Annotated in this window: 14 protein-coding genes and 5 tRNA genes; 6 read left to right on the forward strand and 13 right to left on the reverse strand. The window is 38.1% G+C overall.

Annotated features, from left to right (window positions below; genetic code table 11):
• Window positions 1-2: 2 nt before the first annotated feature.
• From J582_RS22040 to J582_RS22070, 7 genes are all read right to left on the reverse strand, one after another.
• Window positions 3-79 (reverse strand) — tRNA-Asp (locus J582_RS22040).
• Window positions 80-126: 47 nt separating this feature from the next.
• Window positions 127-203, reverse strand: a tRNA-Asp gene (locus tag J582_RS22045).
• A 24-nt stretch (window positions 204-227) separates the two neighbouring features.
• Window positions 228-303, reverse strand: a tRNA-Val gene (locus tag J582_RS22050).
• 21 nt (window positions 304-324) lie between these two features.
• Window positions 325-401, reverse strand: a tRNA-Asp gene (locus J582_RS22055).
• Window positions 402-425: 24 nt separating this feature from the next.
• A tRNA-Val gene (locus tag J582_RS22060) sits at window positions 426-501 on the reverse strand.
• A gap of 206 nt (window positions 502-707) precedes the next feature.
• Window positions 708-1,211, reverse strand: coding sequence for a cell wall-recycling L,D-carboxypeptidase ElsL (gene elsL, locus J582_RS22065; RefSeq protein ID WP_002051179.1), 504 nt, complete (start codon window positions 1,209-1,211; stop codon window positions 708-710).
• Between the two features lie 515 nt (window positions 1,212-1,726).
• On the reverse strand, window positions 1,727-2,095 hold the full coding sequence (locus J582_RS22070; protein WP_031981671.1) for a YbaN family protein: 369 nt from the start codon (window positions 2,093-2,095) through the stop codon (window positions 1,727-1,729).
• A gap of 104 nt (window positions 2,096-2,199) precedes the next feature.
• On the opposite strand from J582_RS22070, the gene J582_RS22075 reads away from it, so the two are divergent.
• The 3 genes from J582_RS22075 (at window position 2,200) to dapE (ending at window position 4,608) form a co-directional block, all read left to right on the forward strand.
• Complete coding sequence (locus tag J582_RS22075; RefSeq protein WP_031981670.1) at window positions 2,200-3,093, forward strand: DUF1853 family protein; 894 nt, start codon at window positions 2,200-2,202, stop codon at window positions 3,091-3,093.
• 112 nt (window positions 3,094-3,205) lie between these two features.
• The gene (locus J582_RS22080) at window positions 3,206-3,349 is read left to right on the forward strand and encodes an entericidin A/B family lipoprotein (protein ID WP_002051109.1); all 144 of its coding nucleotides are present in this window, start codon (window positions 3,206-3,208) and stop codon (window positions 3,347-3,349) included.
• A 125-nt stretch (window positions 3,350-3,474) separates the two neighbouring features.
• A complete protein-coding gene (dapE, locus tag J582_RS22085; RefSeq protein WP_031981669.1) occupies window positions 3,475-4,608 on the forward strand; it encodes a succinyl-diaminopimelate desuccinylase in 1,134 nt (377 codons plus the stop codon).
• Window positions 4,609-4,858: 250 nt separating this feature from the next.
• On the opposite strand, the gene J582_RS22090 is transcribed toward dapE, so the two are convergent.
• The 6 genes from J582_RS22090 to pilG form a co-directional block, all read right to left on the reverse strand.
• Window positions 4,859-5,326, reverse strand: coding sequence for a hypothetical protein (locus J582_RS22090; protein WP_002051358.1), 468 nt, complete (start codon window positions 5,324-5,326; stop codon window positions 4,859-4,861).
• A complete protein-coding gene (locus J582_RS22095) occupies window positions 5,323-9,846 on the reverse strand; it encodes a hybrid sensor histidine kinase/response regulator (RefSeq protein ID WP_031981667.1) in 4,524 nt (1,507 codons plus the stop codon). Before J582_RS22095 ends, J582_RS22090 begins: the two co-directional genes overlap by 4 nt.
• 147 nt (window positions 9,847-9,993) lie before the next feature.
• On the reverse strand, window positions 9,994-12,075 hold the full coding sequence (locus J582_RS22100; RefSeq protein WP_032048603.1) for a methyl-accepting chemotaxis protein: 2,082 nt from the start codon (window positions 12,073-12,075) through the stop codon (window positions 9,994-9,996).
• 46 nt (window positions 12,076-12,121) lie between these two features.
• Entirely contained in the window at window positions 12,122-12,658 is a 537-nt protein-coding gene (locus J582_RS22105) for a chemotaxis protein CheW (RefSeq protein WP_004885375.1), read from the reverse strand.
• Window positions 12,659-12,715: 57 nt separating this feature from the next.
• Window positions 12,716-13,078, reverse strand: a complete 363-nt coding sequence (locus J582_RS22110) for a response regulator (protein WP_002051151.1) — start codon at window positions 13,076-13,078, stop codon at window positions 12,716-12,718.
• Between the two features lie 26 nt (window positions 13,079-13,104).
• Entirely contained in the window at window positions 13,105-13,488 is a 384-nt protein-coding gene (gene pilG / locus J582_RS22115) for a twitching motility response regulator PilG (RefSeq protein WP_000389061.1), read from the reverse strand.
• 282 nt (window positions 13,489-13,770) lie between these two features.
• On the opposite strand from pilG, the gene J582_RS22120 reads away from it, so the two are divergent.
• The 3 genes from J582_RS22120 to J582_RS22130 all read left to right on the forward strand — a co-directional run.
• Window positions 13,771-14,409 (forward strand): hypothetical protein, encoded by a 639-nt coding sequence (locus J582_RS22120; RefSeq protein WP_031981665.1) that lies wholly within the window; start codon window positions 13,771-13,773, stop codon window positions 14,407-14,409.
• A gap of 59 nt (window positions 14,410-14,468) precedes the next feature.
• Entirely contained in the window at window positions 14,469-15,587 is a 1,119-nt protein-coding gene (locus J582_RS22125) for an efflux RND transporter periplasmic adaptor subunit (RefSeq protein ID WP_031981663.1), read from the forward strand.
• A 15-nt stretch (window positions 15,588-15,602) separates the two neighbouring features.
• Window positions 15,603-15,995 (forward strand): efflux RND transporter permease subunit (locus J582_RS22130; RefSeq protein ID WP_171073059.1); only part of this gene is annotated, 393 nt, incomplete at its 3' end.

The raw sequence follows: 15,995 nt of genomic DNA on the forward strand, positions 1-15,995 counted from the left end.
AGTGGCGCAGCGGACGGGGCTCGAACCCGCGACCCCCGGCGTGACAGGCCGGTATTCTAACCAACTGAACTACCGCTGCACTTTCACAATATCGCAATTGTGGGGTAAACGATGTTAAGTCTTAAGTGGCGCAGCGGACGGGGCTCGAACCCGCGACCCCCGGCGTGACAGGCCGGTATTCTAACCAACTGAACTACCGCTGCACTTGAGAGCTTAACGTAAAGGCTTGGTGGGCGCTGACGGGATCGAACCGCCGACATTCTGCTTGTAAGGCAGACGCTCTACCAACTGAGCTAAGCGCCCTGCAAAAGCGTTTTATAAAAGTGGCGCAGCGGACGGGGCTCGAACCCGCGACCCCCGGCGTGACAGGCCGGTATTCTAACCAACTGAACTACCGCTGCACTTGAGAGCTTAACGTAAAGGCTTGGTGGGCGCTGACGGGATCGAACCGCCGACATTCTGCTTGTAAGGCAGACGCTCTACCAACTGAGCTAAGCGCCCTTAACGTCTTCATCGTTTGTGAGGTGCATTATAGAGAATCTTTAACAGGTGTCAAACGCTTTTCGACAACTTTTCAAAAAAATGCGAATGAATGATTAAAAATAAGTCATTATTAAGTAAAAAACAATTTTTTGTATTTTATTTAAGCACTTATTTTAATATTTTGATCATTCGGCTAATTAAACAATAATCTTTAAAATCCCATTTTAGGTTAAAGATTGTTCAGACAAATAGACAAGCGCATCTTCAGAGACTAAATCAAACAATTCAATAATTTCTTCATTACGCATTCGAATGCACCCATGTGACATTGGAACCCCCATCGGTTCTTTATCAGGTGTACCATGAATATAAATATAACGTTGCATAGTGTCGTGGCCTTCGCCTTTATTAAAGCCCTCTTCTAGACCATCTAGCCAAAGAATGCGTGACAATATCCAATCTCGCTCAGGAAATTGTGCGGCTAATTCACTGCTATAGACTTCACCTGTGGGTTGTCGTGCAATAAAAACTGCGTTTTTGGGAGATTGCATACCAAATTTTTTGGCAACCCGATGCCATCCGCGTGGGGTTTTCCCCGTATTTTCCTGTTCCCCAATTCCATTCTTACCCGTAGAAACCACATAAAACTTATTATGTTTAGGGAGGCTTAAAGTTTGATTTGCTAAATCGATAAGAATATCTGCATCTTCAAGTTTAAATTGGAACATCGAATTTCTTCTCTTATATCAACTCAACTATTTTGAGCTTTAATAAAAATTAATGGAAAACTTGTCATACGTCACAAGTAAAAGATTATCAATCTTCTTTTATCTACGCGCAGTTTCACTGCTTGTCTTGCGCCAAAATTAAAAGATTATCAATCTTCTTTTATCTACGCGCAGTTTCACTGCTTGTCTTGCGCCAAAATTAAAAGATTATCAATCTTCTTTTATCTACGCGCAGTTTCACTGCTTGTCTTGCGCCAAAATTAAAAGATTATCAATCTTCTTTTATCTACGCGCAGTTTCACTGCTTGTCTTGCGCCAAAATTAAAAGATTATCAATCTTCTTTTATCTACGCGCAGTTTCACTGCTTGTCTTGCGCCAAAATTAAAAGATTATCAATCTTCTTTTATCTACGCGCAGTTTCACTGCTTGTCTTGCGCCAAAATTAAAAGATTATCAATCTTCTTTTATCTACGCGCGGTTTCACCGCTTGTCTTGCGCCAAAAATAAAAGATTATCAATCTTTTATTTTTGGCTCAGGGCGTAGCCATAACCAAATTGCAACAACGAGCATGGTAGTATCAGTGAAAACTTTCACCCCAAATGGTGCAGAAGTAAACAGCATTAAAATACCGCTTACGGTCATCATAATACTGGCAATCCACTTCGCTTTACGCGGTACTGTGCCATTTGCTCGCCAGTCACGTAGAGTTGGTCCATATTTTGGATGATTTAACAACCATGCATCCATTTGAGGCCATCCCTTTGAGGCAGCCCAAGCAGCCAGAATAAGAAACACTGTTGTCGGCATGCCTGGTAAAATTGCTCCAATAATACCAAGCGTGATAAAAATCACGACCAGAGTTCGCCAAAACAATGTTCGCATATATAAACCTTAAGCTATTGTTGATCGTAGTATAAAGTGTTTTTCTGGTATTGTTTTGTTGATCGACCATGAAATTGGGATGAATTATTTCGAGTACTAAACGTATGAATATTGCCTCAGTTAAGACATCCTATTTTGAACCATGGTTACAGTTCAACCACCCAATGGTAAGACAATTAGCATTTACCATTGCTAGTCCTAATTTACTTTGCCAACTTCCCCAAAGCCTCTCTATTCGGCATAGTTTTCAATTACATTCTGATCAGACTTGGAAACAACATTTTCAAAATTATTTACCGCGTTTACACCAGCTTGATGAGATGCCTGAGCCTTTACTCCAATTTATGTCTCGCCTTAAAAGTACACGTTTAGGTTTACGTTTTGAGAATTTACTTTGGTTTTGGTTACAGGAAGATCAATACCATTCTTATCAGTTGTTAGGCCATAGTATTCAAAAAATTGAGGGTGCAAGAACTTTAGGTGAACTTGATTTCTTAATTTTAAATAAAGAAACACAACAAGTTGAACACTGGGAAGTTGCTCTAAAATATTACTTGGGTGAAGGTCAGTTAAATTTAGAACAATGGATTGGCTTAAATAGAGAAGATACTTTGAGCAAAAAGCTGTATCACTTTACCGATAAGCAGTTCCAATTTTCAGAAGCTTTAAATTTTAAGGTACAACAGCGTTTTGCTATTTTAAAAGGCCAGCTCTACCTACCTTTGAATTTAGGCCAAAAACAACCCATACCCAATTGGGTAAATTCAACACGTCGACTCGGATACTGGGGCACAACTATTCCTGACTCTAAATTTTATCGTCTAGAAAGACATGAATGGCTTTGTCCTAATAGACAAGCAAGTTCAAACGCTGCTTATTGGTGGACAGATGGCTTATATTGTAAGAACAACGAAGATACACAGTTTTATATGTTTAGACGTCCTCCTCTACTAAGCCTAGCACCCGTTAACAACGAAAAAATGCCACTTTACAAGTAGGTATAGACTTCTAGAAACAATTTATAACGTTTTTACTATTAAATAGTCATGTTTCTTTTTACGTTTGTTTTTTAATCTAAATTTACTTCATTATTAAATTTAAACGGAGAAAATGATGAAAAAAGTTTTAGTCGCGTCTGTAATGATTGCATTTGTATTAACTGGCTGTAATACGTTCAAGGGTTTTGGTAAAGATGTCTCTAAAGCTGGTGATGCTGTAAGTAATACCGCACAAAAAACTGAGAATAAAATGTAAGTTATGCACAGCTTCGAAAAACCTTATCACTTCGATAAGGTTTTTTTATTTTTAAATACCCAACCTTCAGAGATTCGCCTATTATATCGGACTATATTTCCCCTACTCAGCATGCAATTTCCGGTATGAACCACTCAGACACTCTCTCGCTTAGCTTAGAACTTTTACAACAGCCTTCTGTTACTCCTGTTGACCATACTTGCCAAACTATTATGGCTGATCGTCTAGCCAAAGCTGGCTTTCATATTGAACCAATGCGTTTTGGGGACGTTGACAATTTATGGGCTCGACGCGGCACTGAAGGTCCTGTGTTTTGTTTTGCTGGACATACCGATGTTGTTCCAACAGGTCGTCTAGATGCATGGAATTCAGACCCATTTGCACCAGAAATTCGTGATGGCAAACTTTATGGTCGTGGTTCAGCTGATATGAAAACTGCGTTGGCTGCAATGGTGGTTGCATCTGAACGTTTCGTAACAAAGCATCCAGACCATAAAGGTTCAATTGCTTTTTTAATTACTTCAGATGAAGAAGGCCCTGCTGTTAACGGTACAGTTAAAGTTATTGAAACACTTGAAGAGCGTAATGAAAAAATTACATGGTGTTTGGTCGGTGAACCATCAAGTACAAGTAAATTAGGTGATATTGTTAAAAATGGCCGTCGTGGTTCTTTAAATGGCGTACTACATGTTCACGGCAAGCAAGGTCATGTGGCTTATCCTCACTTAGCTCGCAATCCCATTCATGAAGCTTCGGCTGCCTTAGCAGAGTTATGCCAAACTGTTTGGGACAATGGAAATGAATACTTTCCTGCAACTTCATTCCAAATTTCAAATATTCATTCGGGTACTGGTGCAACCAACGTCATTCCAGGTACTTTAGAAGTTACTTTTAACTTCCGTTATTCAACAGAAGTTACAGCTGAGCAGCTTAAACAGCGTGTTCATGAAATTTTAGATAAACATGGTTTGCAATATGAGATTGACTGGAACTTATCTGGTTTGCCATTTTTGACGCCAGTAGGTGAATTAGTTAATGCCGCTCAAACTGCTATTTTGAACGTAACTGGTACTGAGACTGAGCTATCTACTAGTGGTGGTACATCTGACGGACGTTTTATTGCGCCAACAGGTGCACAAGTTTTAGAACTCGGTGTTCTAAATGCAACTATTCATCAAATTAATGAACATGTAGATGTACACGATCTTGATCCTTTAACTGATATTTATGAGCAAATTTTAGAAAACTTACTTGCTTAAAAGCTTAAAGATCATTGATCTATATAAAAAGCATCCTCTTTAGGGTGCTTTTTTATTATTTTTAATTATGAATATGTATTTGAAAATTCTGAAATATAATTCGTGGTTATTAAATTAGATAATTTATTTTTGAGAATCTTTATATAGCATTCTTTTGAATGCTTATCTCTATACTGGAATATATGATTTTATATTTTAAAATTTATTTAATTTTTATAAAAAAGGAACTCATTTGAGTTCCTTTTTTTCTTTATAAACCTAGAGTTTTTTCAATATATTCTAGGTTAGGTATGTGGTAGCGTTGATCTTGCATACGCACATATTTAAATACTGTAGGGTGCTGTTCAGCTTCTTGGTATTCATCTATTTCATCAACAATTTCAGAAATACGTAAACGAACAGAGATCGGCATAGTTTTACACATTAAAGCAAAACGTTGGCTGATATCTTCCCCTTCAATTACCAGTGCTACAGCATATTGATCAGTTGCATTATGGACTGAGTATATAGGTAGCTTTACATCATGCCACTCAATATGTTTTACGCCATTTTTTACGTCCATGGCAGATAACACAATATTTTGCGGCAACAGCATAGGTACCTCATCATTACATTCAATGATATAGGCATCAATAAAACCAGTTGAAACCGTAATAAGATGCTGTAGCTCTTGTTGGTCCATATTACCGATCAAAGATGTATTTACACTACCTTTCATGATTTGACCTCACTTTCAAATGCTACAAGTAAAGCATCAATATTTTCTAGTAACTCTTCTTCTTGGAACGGTTTACCCATATATTGACTTACACCTAACGAGAATGCCCGTTCACGATGTTTTTCGCCTGTTCTGGATGTAATCATAATAATTGGCATGTATTGATGCATATCATGATGTCGTACGAGATTAAGTACTTCGAAACCATCCATACGTGGCATTTCAATATCAAGCAGCATCAAATCCGGCTTAATATTTTCTAGCTGTTCTATGGCATCAACGCCATCTTTAGCCGTAACAACATCGTAGCCTTGGCGTTCAAGTAATCGAGACGTTACCTTACGTACAGTTACGGAGTCATCGACAATCATAACGAGACGGCGCTCGTCTGATTCACGTTGTCTATATACTGCTTCACTAAGCTGTTTATGACGCGGTGTAGACTGAATTTGTCGCGCAATATTTTGCCCGTCTAAAATTAAACAAACCTGTCCATCACCTAAGATGGTCGCACCTGCAATTGCTCCAATGCTAGAGAACTGTTGACCAATTGGTTTCACTACAATTTGAGCTCGAGAACCAATTAACTGATCGACAAGTAACGCCACAGTTTGGCCATTGTTGGCTTTAATCATTAAGACAGGTAATGAATACATCATGCCATTTAGTCGTGGCATTGGTTGATTACCAACAAATTCTGAAAGATAACGTAATGGATAACGCTTATTTTCATATTCAAATAGTTCTTTAGGACTTTCAAAATACTGCTCTAAAGAAGCAGGCGAAACTCGAACAATTCGATCAATTTGAGCAAGTGGAATTGCAAATTGCTGATCTGCCACTTTTACCATTAAGGCATCACTTACAGCTACAGTAGTCGGTACACGTATCGTAAATGTTGTTCCCTTACCATAAACAGAGTCAACGCTAACATGTCCACCTAAAGCTTTAATATCGCTCTGTACGACATCAAGACCAACACCACGTCCAGAAATCTGAGTAATCTGTTCTGCGGTACTTAAACCTGGATGGAAAATTAGCTGTAGAATATCTTGCTCTTCTAAATCTTGTTCTGGCTTGATCAGACCAGCAAGCAGTGCTTTTTGGCGGACTTTTTCTACATCAATACCTTGTCCATCATCGCTAAAGACAACAACAACGTCTGTTCCTTGACGCTGAATGTTCAGTTCAATACGCCCTGCTTCCGGTTTATTCACCTTTTGGCGCTGTGCTCGGTCTTCTAGACCATGGTCAATTGCATTTCTGAGCATATGCTCGAGTGGTGTCACTAAGCGTTCTAAAATGTTACGGTCTAACTCACCTTCGGTATTATTTACGAAAAGCTCAGCAGGTCTATTCAAGGCTGTGGATGTTTGACGCACAATCCGCTGCAAACGCGGTAACAAACGTGAAAATGGAACCAATCGTGTTCGCATCAAGCCTTCTTGAATTTCTGCCTGAATACGCGACTGTTGTAAAAGTAAACTTTCTGTATCTCTGATCTTGTGAGATAACGTATTTTTAAAGTCGACCAAGTCCGATGCAGATTCAGCAAGAGATTTCGATAACTGGTTTAAAGATGAATATTGGTCCATCTCTAAAGGGTCAAAGTCGGTATAGCGAGAATGCTCAATACCGTGTTTAGCAATAATTTGTGTTTCTAACTCGCCTTCCATTCGTCGTAACTGATCGGCCAGTCGTTGAATAGCCAATTCCATTTCAACCAATGTATGACCGAACTGACTCAAGTCCATTTCAATTCGTGAACGGTTAATCGAGTTCTCACCAGACAAGTCAATCATCTTCTCGATCAAGTCTGCTGAAACACGGATCATTTCATTGTTCTGATCCAGACGTTCTGTTTGCTCCCATGCGCCCATCATTGGTGGTGGTTCTGTACCATCACCTTGTATGAAGGTCATCACAGGTTCTGAGCTAAACAAATCAGTTTTCGTTAACTTAGCCGGAATTTGGATATTCGTTTCAAAGAATTGAATATTTTCTAAACTTTGTTGTAATCCATCGAAATGCTGATAGTTATGCTTGAAAATAGCATCTTTTAGCCATGCAATTGCACTTTCGAGCAAATGGTCATAAATATTCGAGTTGAAGTGATGTAACGCAAATTGTTCGAATGTATTTTCGAGTTGATAGGCAATCGCGTAGACGGCTTCTAAACCGACCATTCGTGCACCACCCTTCAAACTGTGCACAGCTCTTTGTAATTGAAGCAAGATACTTCGGTTTGTACGCTGCTCAAACCATTGTTTCAATAGCCCATCAGCCATTTCTAACAATTCAGCAGCTTCTTCTAGGAATGTCTGCTCAACAACAGCCGTAATATCCTGTTCTTCAACTACCGCTTCATTCTCTTGTGATGTAACGGATGTTATTGCTTCAACTGGCGTAGCTAACTCAGTAACAACGTTATCAAATACCATCTGATCATCATGAACTTCTAATTCTGTAAGAACAGGCTCAATTTCTGCCGGTACTTCATCGATTAATACTTCAGATATCAGCTCTTGTTCAGAGAAGATCTCACTTTCACTATCAAATATTTCAACCACTGGTACAGGTTGGAAGTTAGAGGTTTGACCTGCTCGTTTTAACGCATTAATTGTGTAAGGAGCTGCATAATCTAATTGTTGTTCACGCATGATTTGCAGACGGTCAGCCAAGTCATCTTGTACTAAACGAATAAAATCAATTAAAGGTGAAGTTGCAACTAACTGCTTTTGAATTAAACGCTCATATATGCTTTCTAATTCATGGGTAATCGAACCTAGATAAGTCGCCTGAACCATATTTGCTCCACCTTTCAAGGTATGCAAATAGCGCATTAGATTATTCAGGGCTGCAAAGTTTTCTTGCTCACCTACCCAAATATTGAGATCGGTATCAATTCCCTCAAGTAGCTCATCAGCCTCTTCAAGAAAGATATCTAAAAGGTCAGGATCAAAGTTTTGATTTACCTGTGTAGAAGAAATATATTGGCGATCTTGCTGTACACTCTGGCTTAATACTGCCCAGTCTGCAGAGTCTGATAAATTCTCTACCGTAACAGCAGCTTCTGGCTCTGGTTCGATATTAAATAGTGGCTCAACAGAAGTAGGATCTTGCTGAGACAGGTCATTGTGTACGCTCGGAGTATGTAGGGTATAAAGTTTTAATTCTTCTAGAATACTTTGATGTTGCTTAACAATACCAACTCGCTGACCAGCAGCCAAGGCATCGAACAATTGAATAAGCTGTTGATGCGCTTTTTGATAAATTTCAAATATATAGTCTGATTGCAATAATAGAGGTTTATCAAGTAATACATCATAACTTTCTTTCAATTGACTGGTATATTCATGTAAACCCAGCATTGCTTGAGAATGTGTATGTTGTAACAGTAGATCAGCTTGTTCACTTAGACGTTCAAGATAATCTGGAAACTCATTACGAATGCCTTTCTCAAAATCTAATTCTGCATCTAATAATTCAGAAACATCTAACAACAACAGTTGTGATACCAAACCATGAGAAGGTGTTAATGGATCTGTTCGGTCACCATGTTGCTCAACGTAAGCATCCCATGATTGATTAAACTGCTGCAATCTCGCTTCAAGCTTTTCATTTGAACTATGTTTAGATAGAAGCTCTAAGCTATCTCTAATAAACTCACGATATTCTTGTAATAATAAAATTTCATCTGAATTAGAAGAAAGTTCTTCTTGCAACAGTATTTTAAATAAGTGCTCAACTTTGGTACTGGCTTCAAAAATTGTTTCGACCTGCGCCATCGCAGAACTGCCACGCAAAGTATGTAGCGCGCGTATTAAGGCATTATAACTATCATACTGATGCAGCTCTTGATTTAAGAACTGATGAATTGTAGTTAAATGCTCCTCTGCCTCTTCCATAAACAAGGTCAAAGTTTCATCTAGATTTATTGCAATTTCAGTATCTAAATCTTCAACAATTGGCTCAGCCAATGAGTTTTGCTCAATATAGTCTAGCTCAAGCCCAGTTATTGTTTCGGCAGTAAGCGTATTTGAAAGCTGTAAAAGCTCTTCTAAAGCAGGTTCTAAACTTTGCTGTTGTTGTAGTTGCTGGCCTAATAAAATAAGCGGTCGAAAATCTACTGCATGTGCTCTTTTTTGCTTAAAGTTATCTACTAATTTAAGAAAATAGAACTTAAATACTAATTGAACATAGCTCTGGATTGCTGGAGTCAATTTAAGGGTTTGATTGATTACGCGATTAAGCGTGTCTTCAACTGTCCAAGCAAGCTCAGCTGAAGATTTAGCACCGATCATTCTTCCAGAACCTTTTAAAGTGTGGAAATGGCGGCGAATTTCAGTGAGCGTAGCAGTATTCTCAGACTGCATCCATTCATTTAATAATGGTTGCAAATCAACAAAAATTTCTTCAATTTCTTCAACGAAAATTTCAAGAAACTCAGCATCTTGTTCAGAATAGCTATCTTCAGGTAGCGTCATTGCTTCAGTTAAAGTTTTTAATATTTCTTTCATAGCAAAGGCTTCTTTTGCTTACCCCCTGAATGGGGAAAACTACAGAGTCAACACCAGAAAAATAGCTATTTCCCCAATATTTGTCTGGCGCTGCTCATACTTTTAAAAGAATAGCTATTATGAGAATAGCTATTCTCATCCCCCAATTTAGTCAGGTAATTTAAAGTCCGTTACTGACTCACGTAATGACTCCGACATATTTGCCAATTCAGATACAGAACGAGCAGTATCGAAGGTTGCCGTTGTTGTTTGTGAAGTAATTTCTTGTACAACAGTCATGGTTGCAGCAATGTGACTCGCAGAAGCTGATTGAAGTTTTGCTGCATCAGAAATGCTCGCAATTAAGTTTGCCAAGTCACCCGATACTTTTTGAATTTCATCAAGCGCAATACCCGCATCTTTCGCTAAGTTAGCACCACGTACAACCTCTGTTGTCGTTTGTTCCATTGAAATAACGGCTTCGTTGGTATCCGTTTGAATCGTTTTAACAAGCGTTTCAATCTGTTTAGTTGCCGAAGCTGAACGTTCTGCAAGACGTTGGACTTCGTCAGCAACCACGGCAAAACCACGACCTGCTTCACCGGCCATAGATGCTTGAATTGCTGCATTTAAGGCTAGAATGTTTGTTTGGTCTGCAATATCGTTAATGAGCGATACGATGTTACCAATTTCTTGTGAAGACTCACCCAAACGCTTAATACGTTTCGAGGTTTCCTGAATCTGTTCACGAATGGTATCCATACCCTCAATAGAACGGTTTACAACTTGTGCACCATTAGATGCAATATATACCGAACGTTGTGCTACTTGAGCAGATTCAGAGGCGTTGGCAGATACTTGGTCAATCGACAATGCCATTTCGTTCATTGCAGTTGATGCACCGGCAATTTCTTGTGCTTGGTGCTCAGATGCCTCTGCTAACTGGTTAGTAATATTTTGAGTATCTTGCGTATAACGTGCAACTTCCTGAGAAGTTTCATGGATTCGTGATACTAAGTCACGTAACTGGTCAATCGCAAAGTTAATCGAGTCGGCAATCGCACCAGTAAAGTCTTCAGATACCGTTGCATATGAACGTAAGTCACCATCTGCAAGATCGGCAATTTCATCAAGTAAACGTAAAATCGCATTCTGGTTACGATCATATTCTTCTTGTAATGTAGCTACACGTTGTTTATCTGCTTTACTACGAAGTGATAAAAGCTTTAAAACAGAAGTAATTAAGCCAAGAAGTGATAATGTCAGTACAGCAACTAACGCAAAAGCCTTCCAGCCATATTGGGTTTGCTCTGAAAGATCACCTAAAGCAGTTAACATTGCATCAGATTGAGAGAAGATCTCACTTGATGATTGACGTACGTTTACGATCTGGTTTGTATGCTTGAGGACAAAAGTTGCAGCAGATTTTAAAACTTTATCATATTCAGTTTTGATACCTTCCAAAGATTCACGCACTTCAGGAGATTCAACTTTAGCTACCCCCAACTCCGCATTTCCATTTAGCTGTGCATCTAAGTACACACCAAAAGTCTCAATATCAACACTAAAGTCATGCGCTGAGTTTTCAGAGTTCTCTGTACCAACGAAAACCGAGTTAATAGATCGTAAAATACGTTCCGCAATAAATACTTGGTTTTTAGCAATTACGACCTGATTACTTGATACTTTTTCGCGGACCATCTTATCAACCATCAAGTTATATTCAGCTTGAATCTCAGGAATAGAATCACTAATCGAGATATTCATATTATATAACTGGTTAATTACGTCCTGTTGTGATGAGATTAAATCAATGTCATAAGACAAAGATTTCCACAGAGTCGCTACTTTTTTATATTCTTTTGAAGATGTACCATAAATATTTTCGACATTTTTTATATTTTTGGCAAAAGTTTGACGCGATTCAACCAAGTCTTTCATGGCTTGAGGTGAACCAGAAGCGGTCGCTTCTGTAGCCTGTCTAGAAATCGTTTGTGATAGTAAACGTAACTCACCCATACTACGTGTTAATTCGTTATGTCGAGGTACACTATAAAACAAGTAAGCAAGCGAAGTTGAAGCTAATACTAAACATAACAACGCTACATAAAGGATAGGCTTGGACTTTTTACTTTCCCCAAATAAACTGGCGTATTGCTCAATTTGTGACTGAATTTTCGCAATAAAGTTGACACTCGATTTTTCGTTTACACTACGATTGCCACTTTTCTTTTTAAGTTTAAAGCCCATACAGCTTCTCCCCAGAAAAATACACTGTGTATTAACAGCATAAAAATTAGTTTATAAATTTTGTCGATGCATTCATGTAATGTGGGTTTTGCAATAATCGACTAAATAAAAAAACATGCCAATGCTGATTGTGTTGGTGAAAATACCCTTGGCAATATTCTTTTAAATTTTCCTCCAAGTTTGAACTTTGAGAAAAAAAGCTTTTCTTATTAAAGTGTTGAATCCCCAAGACCTGATCAACAACCAATCCCACATATTGGTCTTGATGGCTAATACATAACACTTTTTGGGCAGCCGAAAATGAACTTCGTTGCCCTGAAATAAAATGTGCCAAGTCAGAAACTGAAAGTAATCTTCCCCGAATATTTGCCAGTCCCTTTACCCAACTTTGGGTATTTGGAACAGGTGTATATTTTGGTGGATAGATAACCTCTGACACTTCCCCAAGTGGTGCGACGAAGTATTGCCCTCTCATTTCAAAAGCAATTCCTGACCATCGCTCTGCTTCATTTTGGACTGAAGCGTAATTCTTATTACCCCGTTTAGACAAACGAAGTAACTCAATAAATCCGTTCGCGGCCATACTCGATCCTATAAGACGGGTGTAGACCCGCCATTTATGTTTTTATGGATGGATGAGTTAATTTAGAAATTGTTTAATTACATCGATCAGTTGCTTTTCTTCAATAGGCTTAATCAAGTAATCGAGAGCACCCTGACGTTTACCCCATACTCGGTCAGTTGCCTGATCTTTAGTACTCACAATAACAACTGGAATATGCTTAGTGTCTTCATCACGGGTAATCTGGCGTGTTGCCTGAAAGCCATTTACACCTGGCATTACAACATCCATTAACACTAAGTCAGGCTGTTCTGCTTTTGCCAAAGTTACACCATCTGCACCATTAGATGCTTCAATTACATCGTAACCGTGCTTAGTTAGAATTTCTCTAAAACGATAAGTTTCTGTTGGTGAGTCATCAACAATAAGAATACGTGCCATTTCTTCTTTGCCCTTAAATTACTTAATTATGAACTTACATGATTACGAATCGCATTTAACAATTCATCTTTGCTAAATGGTTTCGTCAAGTATTCATCTGAACCTACCACACGCCCTTTTGCCTGATCAAATAGACCATCTTTACTAGAGAGCATGATAACGGGAATGTTCTGATAATTTTGAGAGTTCTTAATCAGAGCACAAGTTTGATAACCGTCTAAACGAGGCATCATGATATCTACAAAAACGATATCCGGATTCGCTTCAGCAATTTTAGATAAAGCTTCAAATCCATCGACAGCAGTAATCACTTCACAACCTTCACGTTGCAATAATGTTTCTGCTGTACGGCGAATAGTTTTTGAGTCATCAATAACCATTACTTTCAGATTTTGGAACGCATCTTCCATTTAATCTTCCATCCCCATAACATAAAATATAAATGCAATTTAACTTAAATTTGTTTTTACAGATTTATACGCATTTTTAACATATCTATACTTCTATTTTCAATGAAAGGTTTTTGTCTACTTTCTCATTTATAAACAATAACTTTTAACCTCATCACACTTTCGAAAAAATTATCATTTTTTTTAGAATGTCGTTATTTTTATTCAGTTAAATAATAACTAATATATTTAAGATTAATTATTTAAAAATAAGCGGTTTAGCTTTCTTTTTTGGGGAATTTTATGAATAAGCGGATGAAATATGCCTTTTATAGGACCTGCTTGTCTGTTTTTATAAGCATTGCTTCTTGCGGAGCCCTGTTTTTCTCATCCCCAACTTTAGCTACAAATGGTGCTCCTAAAGCTGTTTGGTATCGCTATTACGACCAGCATGGGATTGCTAATATTAGTACATCTGTAACCCCCGCTCATATTCGCTATGGATATGAGGCACTTGATCAAAATATGCAGGTCATTAAAAGAAATCATCCCTATAATTCTGAAGCTGATCTAAATCAATCTTCACAACGTGCATTATCTGCTCGATATAGGGAAGAAGATAACAAGTTAAAAAAAGCATATAGCAATAGTAAAACTGCGTTGATTAAAAGAGACCAAGCTTTATTGGCAATCAAAAAACAAATGAATTATCAGCAGGAACAACTGAGCCAATTACAACAAGACAAAATTTTATTTAAACGTCAGGAAATGGAATATTTTCGTAAAGGTGAAAAGGTTCCTGAAAGGCATAAAACCCTAATTGAAAACAATTTAATGAATATTAATAAGGTTAAACAAACACTTGAAATACTTTCAAAAAACTATAATCGCACCAATAAAGACTATGAAAATATTATCGAACGTTTAAAAAAGCTTGAATAAGCGCACAGCTTTATCAAGAATAAGGGCAAAATAAAATTTGAATTACAGGATGATGCTGTATGCGCACAACGCATCTTACCCCTTCTACTTTTTTTAAATTAAGCTTAATTAGCCTGAGTTTGATTTTAGCTGCATGTCATCAGCAAGAAGCACCAAAAACCACAGCATCTGAACCAAAAAAAATTGAACTGATTCCTCAAGATTTAATTACTGTAAAAGAAGGTTCGCTTGCTGCTCAGACTGCCTTTACAGGAACTATTCGTGCGGTACAACAAAGCTCTATTCAAGCTCAAGTCAGTGCGACAGCAACATCTGTTAATGCAAATGTGGGACAAAAAGTACAAAAAAGCCAAGTTTTAGTCAGATTAAACAATCAAGATAATGCTGCACGTTTAGCTCAAGCTGAAGCAAATCTGGCTTCAGCTCAGGCACAAGCAGAACTGGCACGTAATTTGATGAACCGAAAACAAAGACTACTTAATCAAGGCTTTATTGCCCGTGTAGAGTTTGAACAGAGTCAGGTAGATTATAAGGGTCAACTTGAAAGTGTTAGAGCTCAGCAAGCCAATGTTGATATTGCTAAAAAGGCTGATCGAGATGGTATTATTACTAGCCCGATTTCAGGTGTCATTACTAAACGACAAGTTGAACCGGGACAAACTGTTTCGATTGGACAAACGCTCTTTGAAATCGTTAATCCTAATCAATTAGAAATACAGGCAAAGTTGCCTATTGAGCAACAATCTGCACTAAAAGTCGGCAGCTCTATTCAATATCAGATTCAGGGTAATTCAAAACAATTACATGCCATACTGACTCGGGTCTCACCTGTAGCGGATCAAGATAGTCGACAAATTGAATTCTTTGCGAGTCCTAAAGAAGCAATTGATTCACTCAGTATCGGCGCTTTTATTAATGGCATTATTTTGCAAAATGATCGCAATCAAGGACAAACTATTCCTTTAGATAGTATTCAAAACCTGCAACAAGATCCTTTCGTATGGGTGATACGCAATCAAACCATTCAAAAGGTCAAAATTCGGGTAGTTGAGCAGCGTTACAACGAAAATATTGCTTTGGTACAAGGTCTACAAAGCACAGATCAGGTAAGTCGTATCCAGTTTGACGATTCCGATATCAATAAAAAAGTGACGCTTACAGCCGAAAAAAATAAATAAGGTAGCAAATAGCTTATGTGGTTTACCCGAATCAGTGTGAAGTATCCCGTTTTTACCATTATGATGATGCTGTGCTTAATGGTACTCGGGTTAGCCTCTTGGAAGCGCATGACCGTTGAAGAGTTTCCTAATGTAGATTTCCCATTTGTAGTGGTTACTACGCAATATGCTGGTGCTTCACCTGAAGCGGTTGAGTCTGATATTACAAAAAAACTCGAAGATCAAATCAATACAATTTCAGGCATTAAACAAATTACTTCACGTTCAAGTGAAGGGTCTTCGATGGTGATTGCAGAGTTTAATCTTGATACCTCTTCAGCAATTGCAGCACAAGATGTGCGCGACAAAATTGCTCCTGTTGTCGCTCAATTTCGTGATGAAATTGATACGCCGATTGTGCAACGCTAC

Source organism: Acinetobacter sp. 1566109, assembly GCF_000582255.1.
Lineage (GTDB): Bacteria > Pseudomonadota > Gammaproteobacteria > Pseudomonadales > Moraxellaceae > Acinetobacter > Acinetobacter nosocomialis.

What these genes read in the sequence shown, in the direction of transcription:
- elsL (WP_002051179.1), bottom strand. Translation starts at nt 1,211, where the DNA reads ATGTTCCAATTTAAACTTGAAGATGCAGATATTCTTATCGATTTAGCA.
- J582_RS22070 (WP_031981671.1), bottom strand. Translation starts at nt 2,095, where the DNA reads ATGCGAACATTGTTTTGGCGAACTCTGGTCGTGATTTTTATCACGCTT.
- J582_RS22075 (WP_031981670.1), top strand. Translation starts at nt 2,200, where the DNA reads ATGAATATTGCCTCAGTTAAGACATCCTATTTTGAACCATGGTTACAG.
- J582_RS22080 (WP_002051109.1), top strand. Translation starts at nt 3,206, where the DNA reads ATGATGAAAAAAGTTTTAGTCGCGTCTGTAATGATTGCATTTGTATTA.
- dapE (WP_031981669.1), top strand. Translation starts at nt 3,475, where the DNA reads ATGAACCACTCAGACACTCTCTCGCTTAGCTTAGAACTTTTACAACAG.
- J582_RS22090 (WP_002051358.1), bottom strand. Translation starts at nt 5,326, where the DNA reads ATGAAAGGTAGTGTAAATACATCTTTGATCGGTAATATGGACCAACAA.
- J582_RS22095 (WP_031981667.1), bottom strand. Translation starts at nt 9,846, where the DNA reads ATGAAAGAAATATTAAAAACTTTAACTGAAGCAATGACGCTACCTGAA.
- J582_RS22100 (WP_032048603.1), bottom strand. Translation starts at nt 12,075, where the DNA reads ATGGGCTTTAAACTTAAAAAGAAAAGTGGCAATCGTAGTGTAAACGAA.
- J582_RS22105 (WP_004885375.1), bottom strand. Translation starts at nt 12,658, where the DNA reads ATGGCCGCGAACGGATTTATTGAGTTACTTCGTTTGTCTAAACGGGGT.
- J582_RS22110 (WP_002051151.1), bottom strand. Translation starts at nt 13,078, where the DNA reads ATGGCACGTATTCTTATTGTTGATGACTCACCAACAGAAACTTATCGT.
- pilG (WP_000389061.1), bottom strand. Translation starts at nt 13,488, where the DNA reads ATGGAAGATGCGTTCCAAAATCTGAAAGTAATGGTTATTGATGACTCA.
- J582_RS22120 (WP_031981665.1), top strand. Translation starts at nt 13,771, where the DNA reads ATGAATAAGCGGATGAAATATGCCTTTTATAGGACCTGCTTGTCTGTT.
- J582_RS22125 (WP_031981663.1), top strand. Translation starts at nt 14,469, where the DNA reads ATGCGCACAACGCATCTTACCCCTTCTACTTTTTTTAAATTAAGCTTA.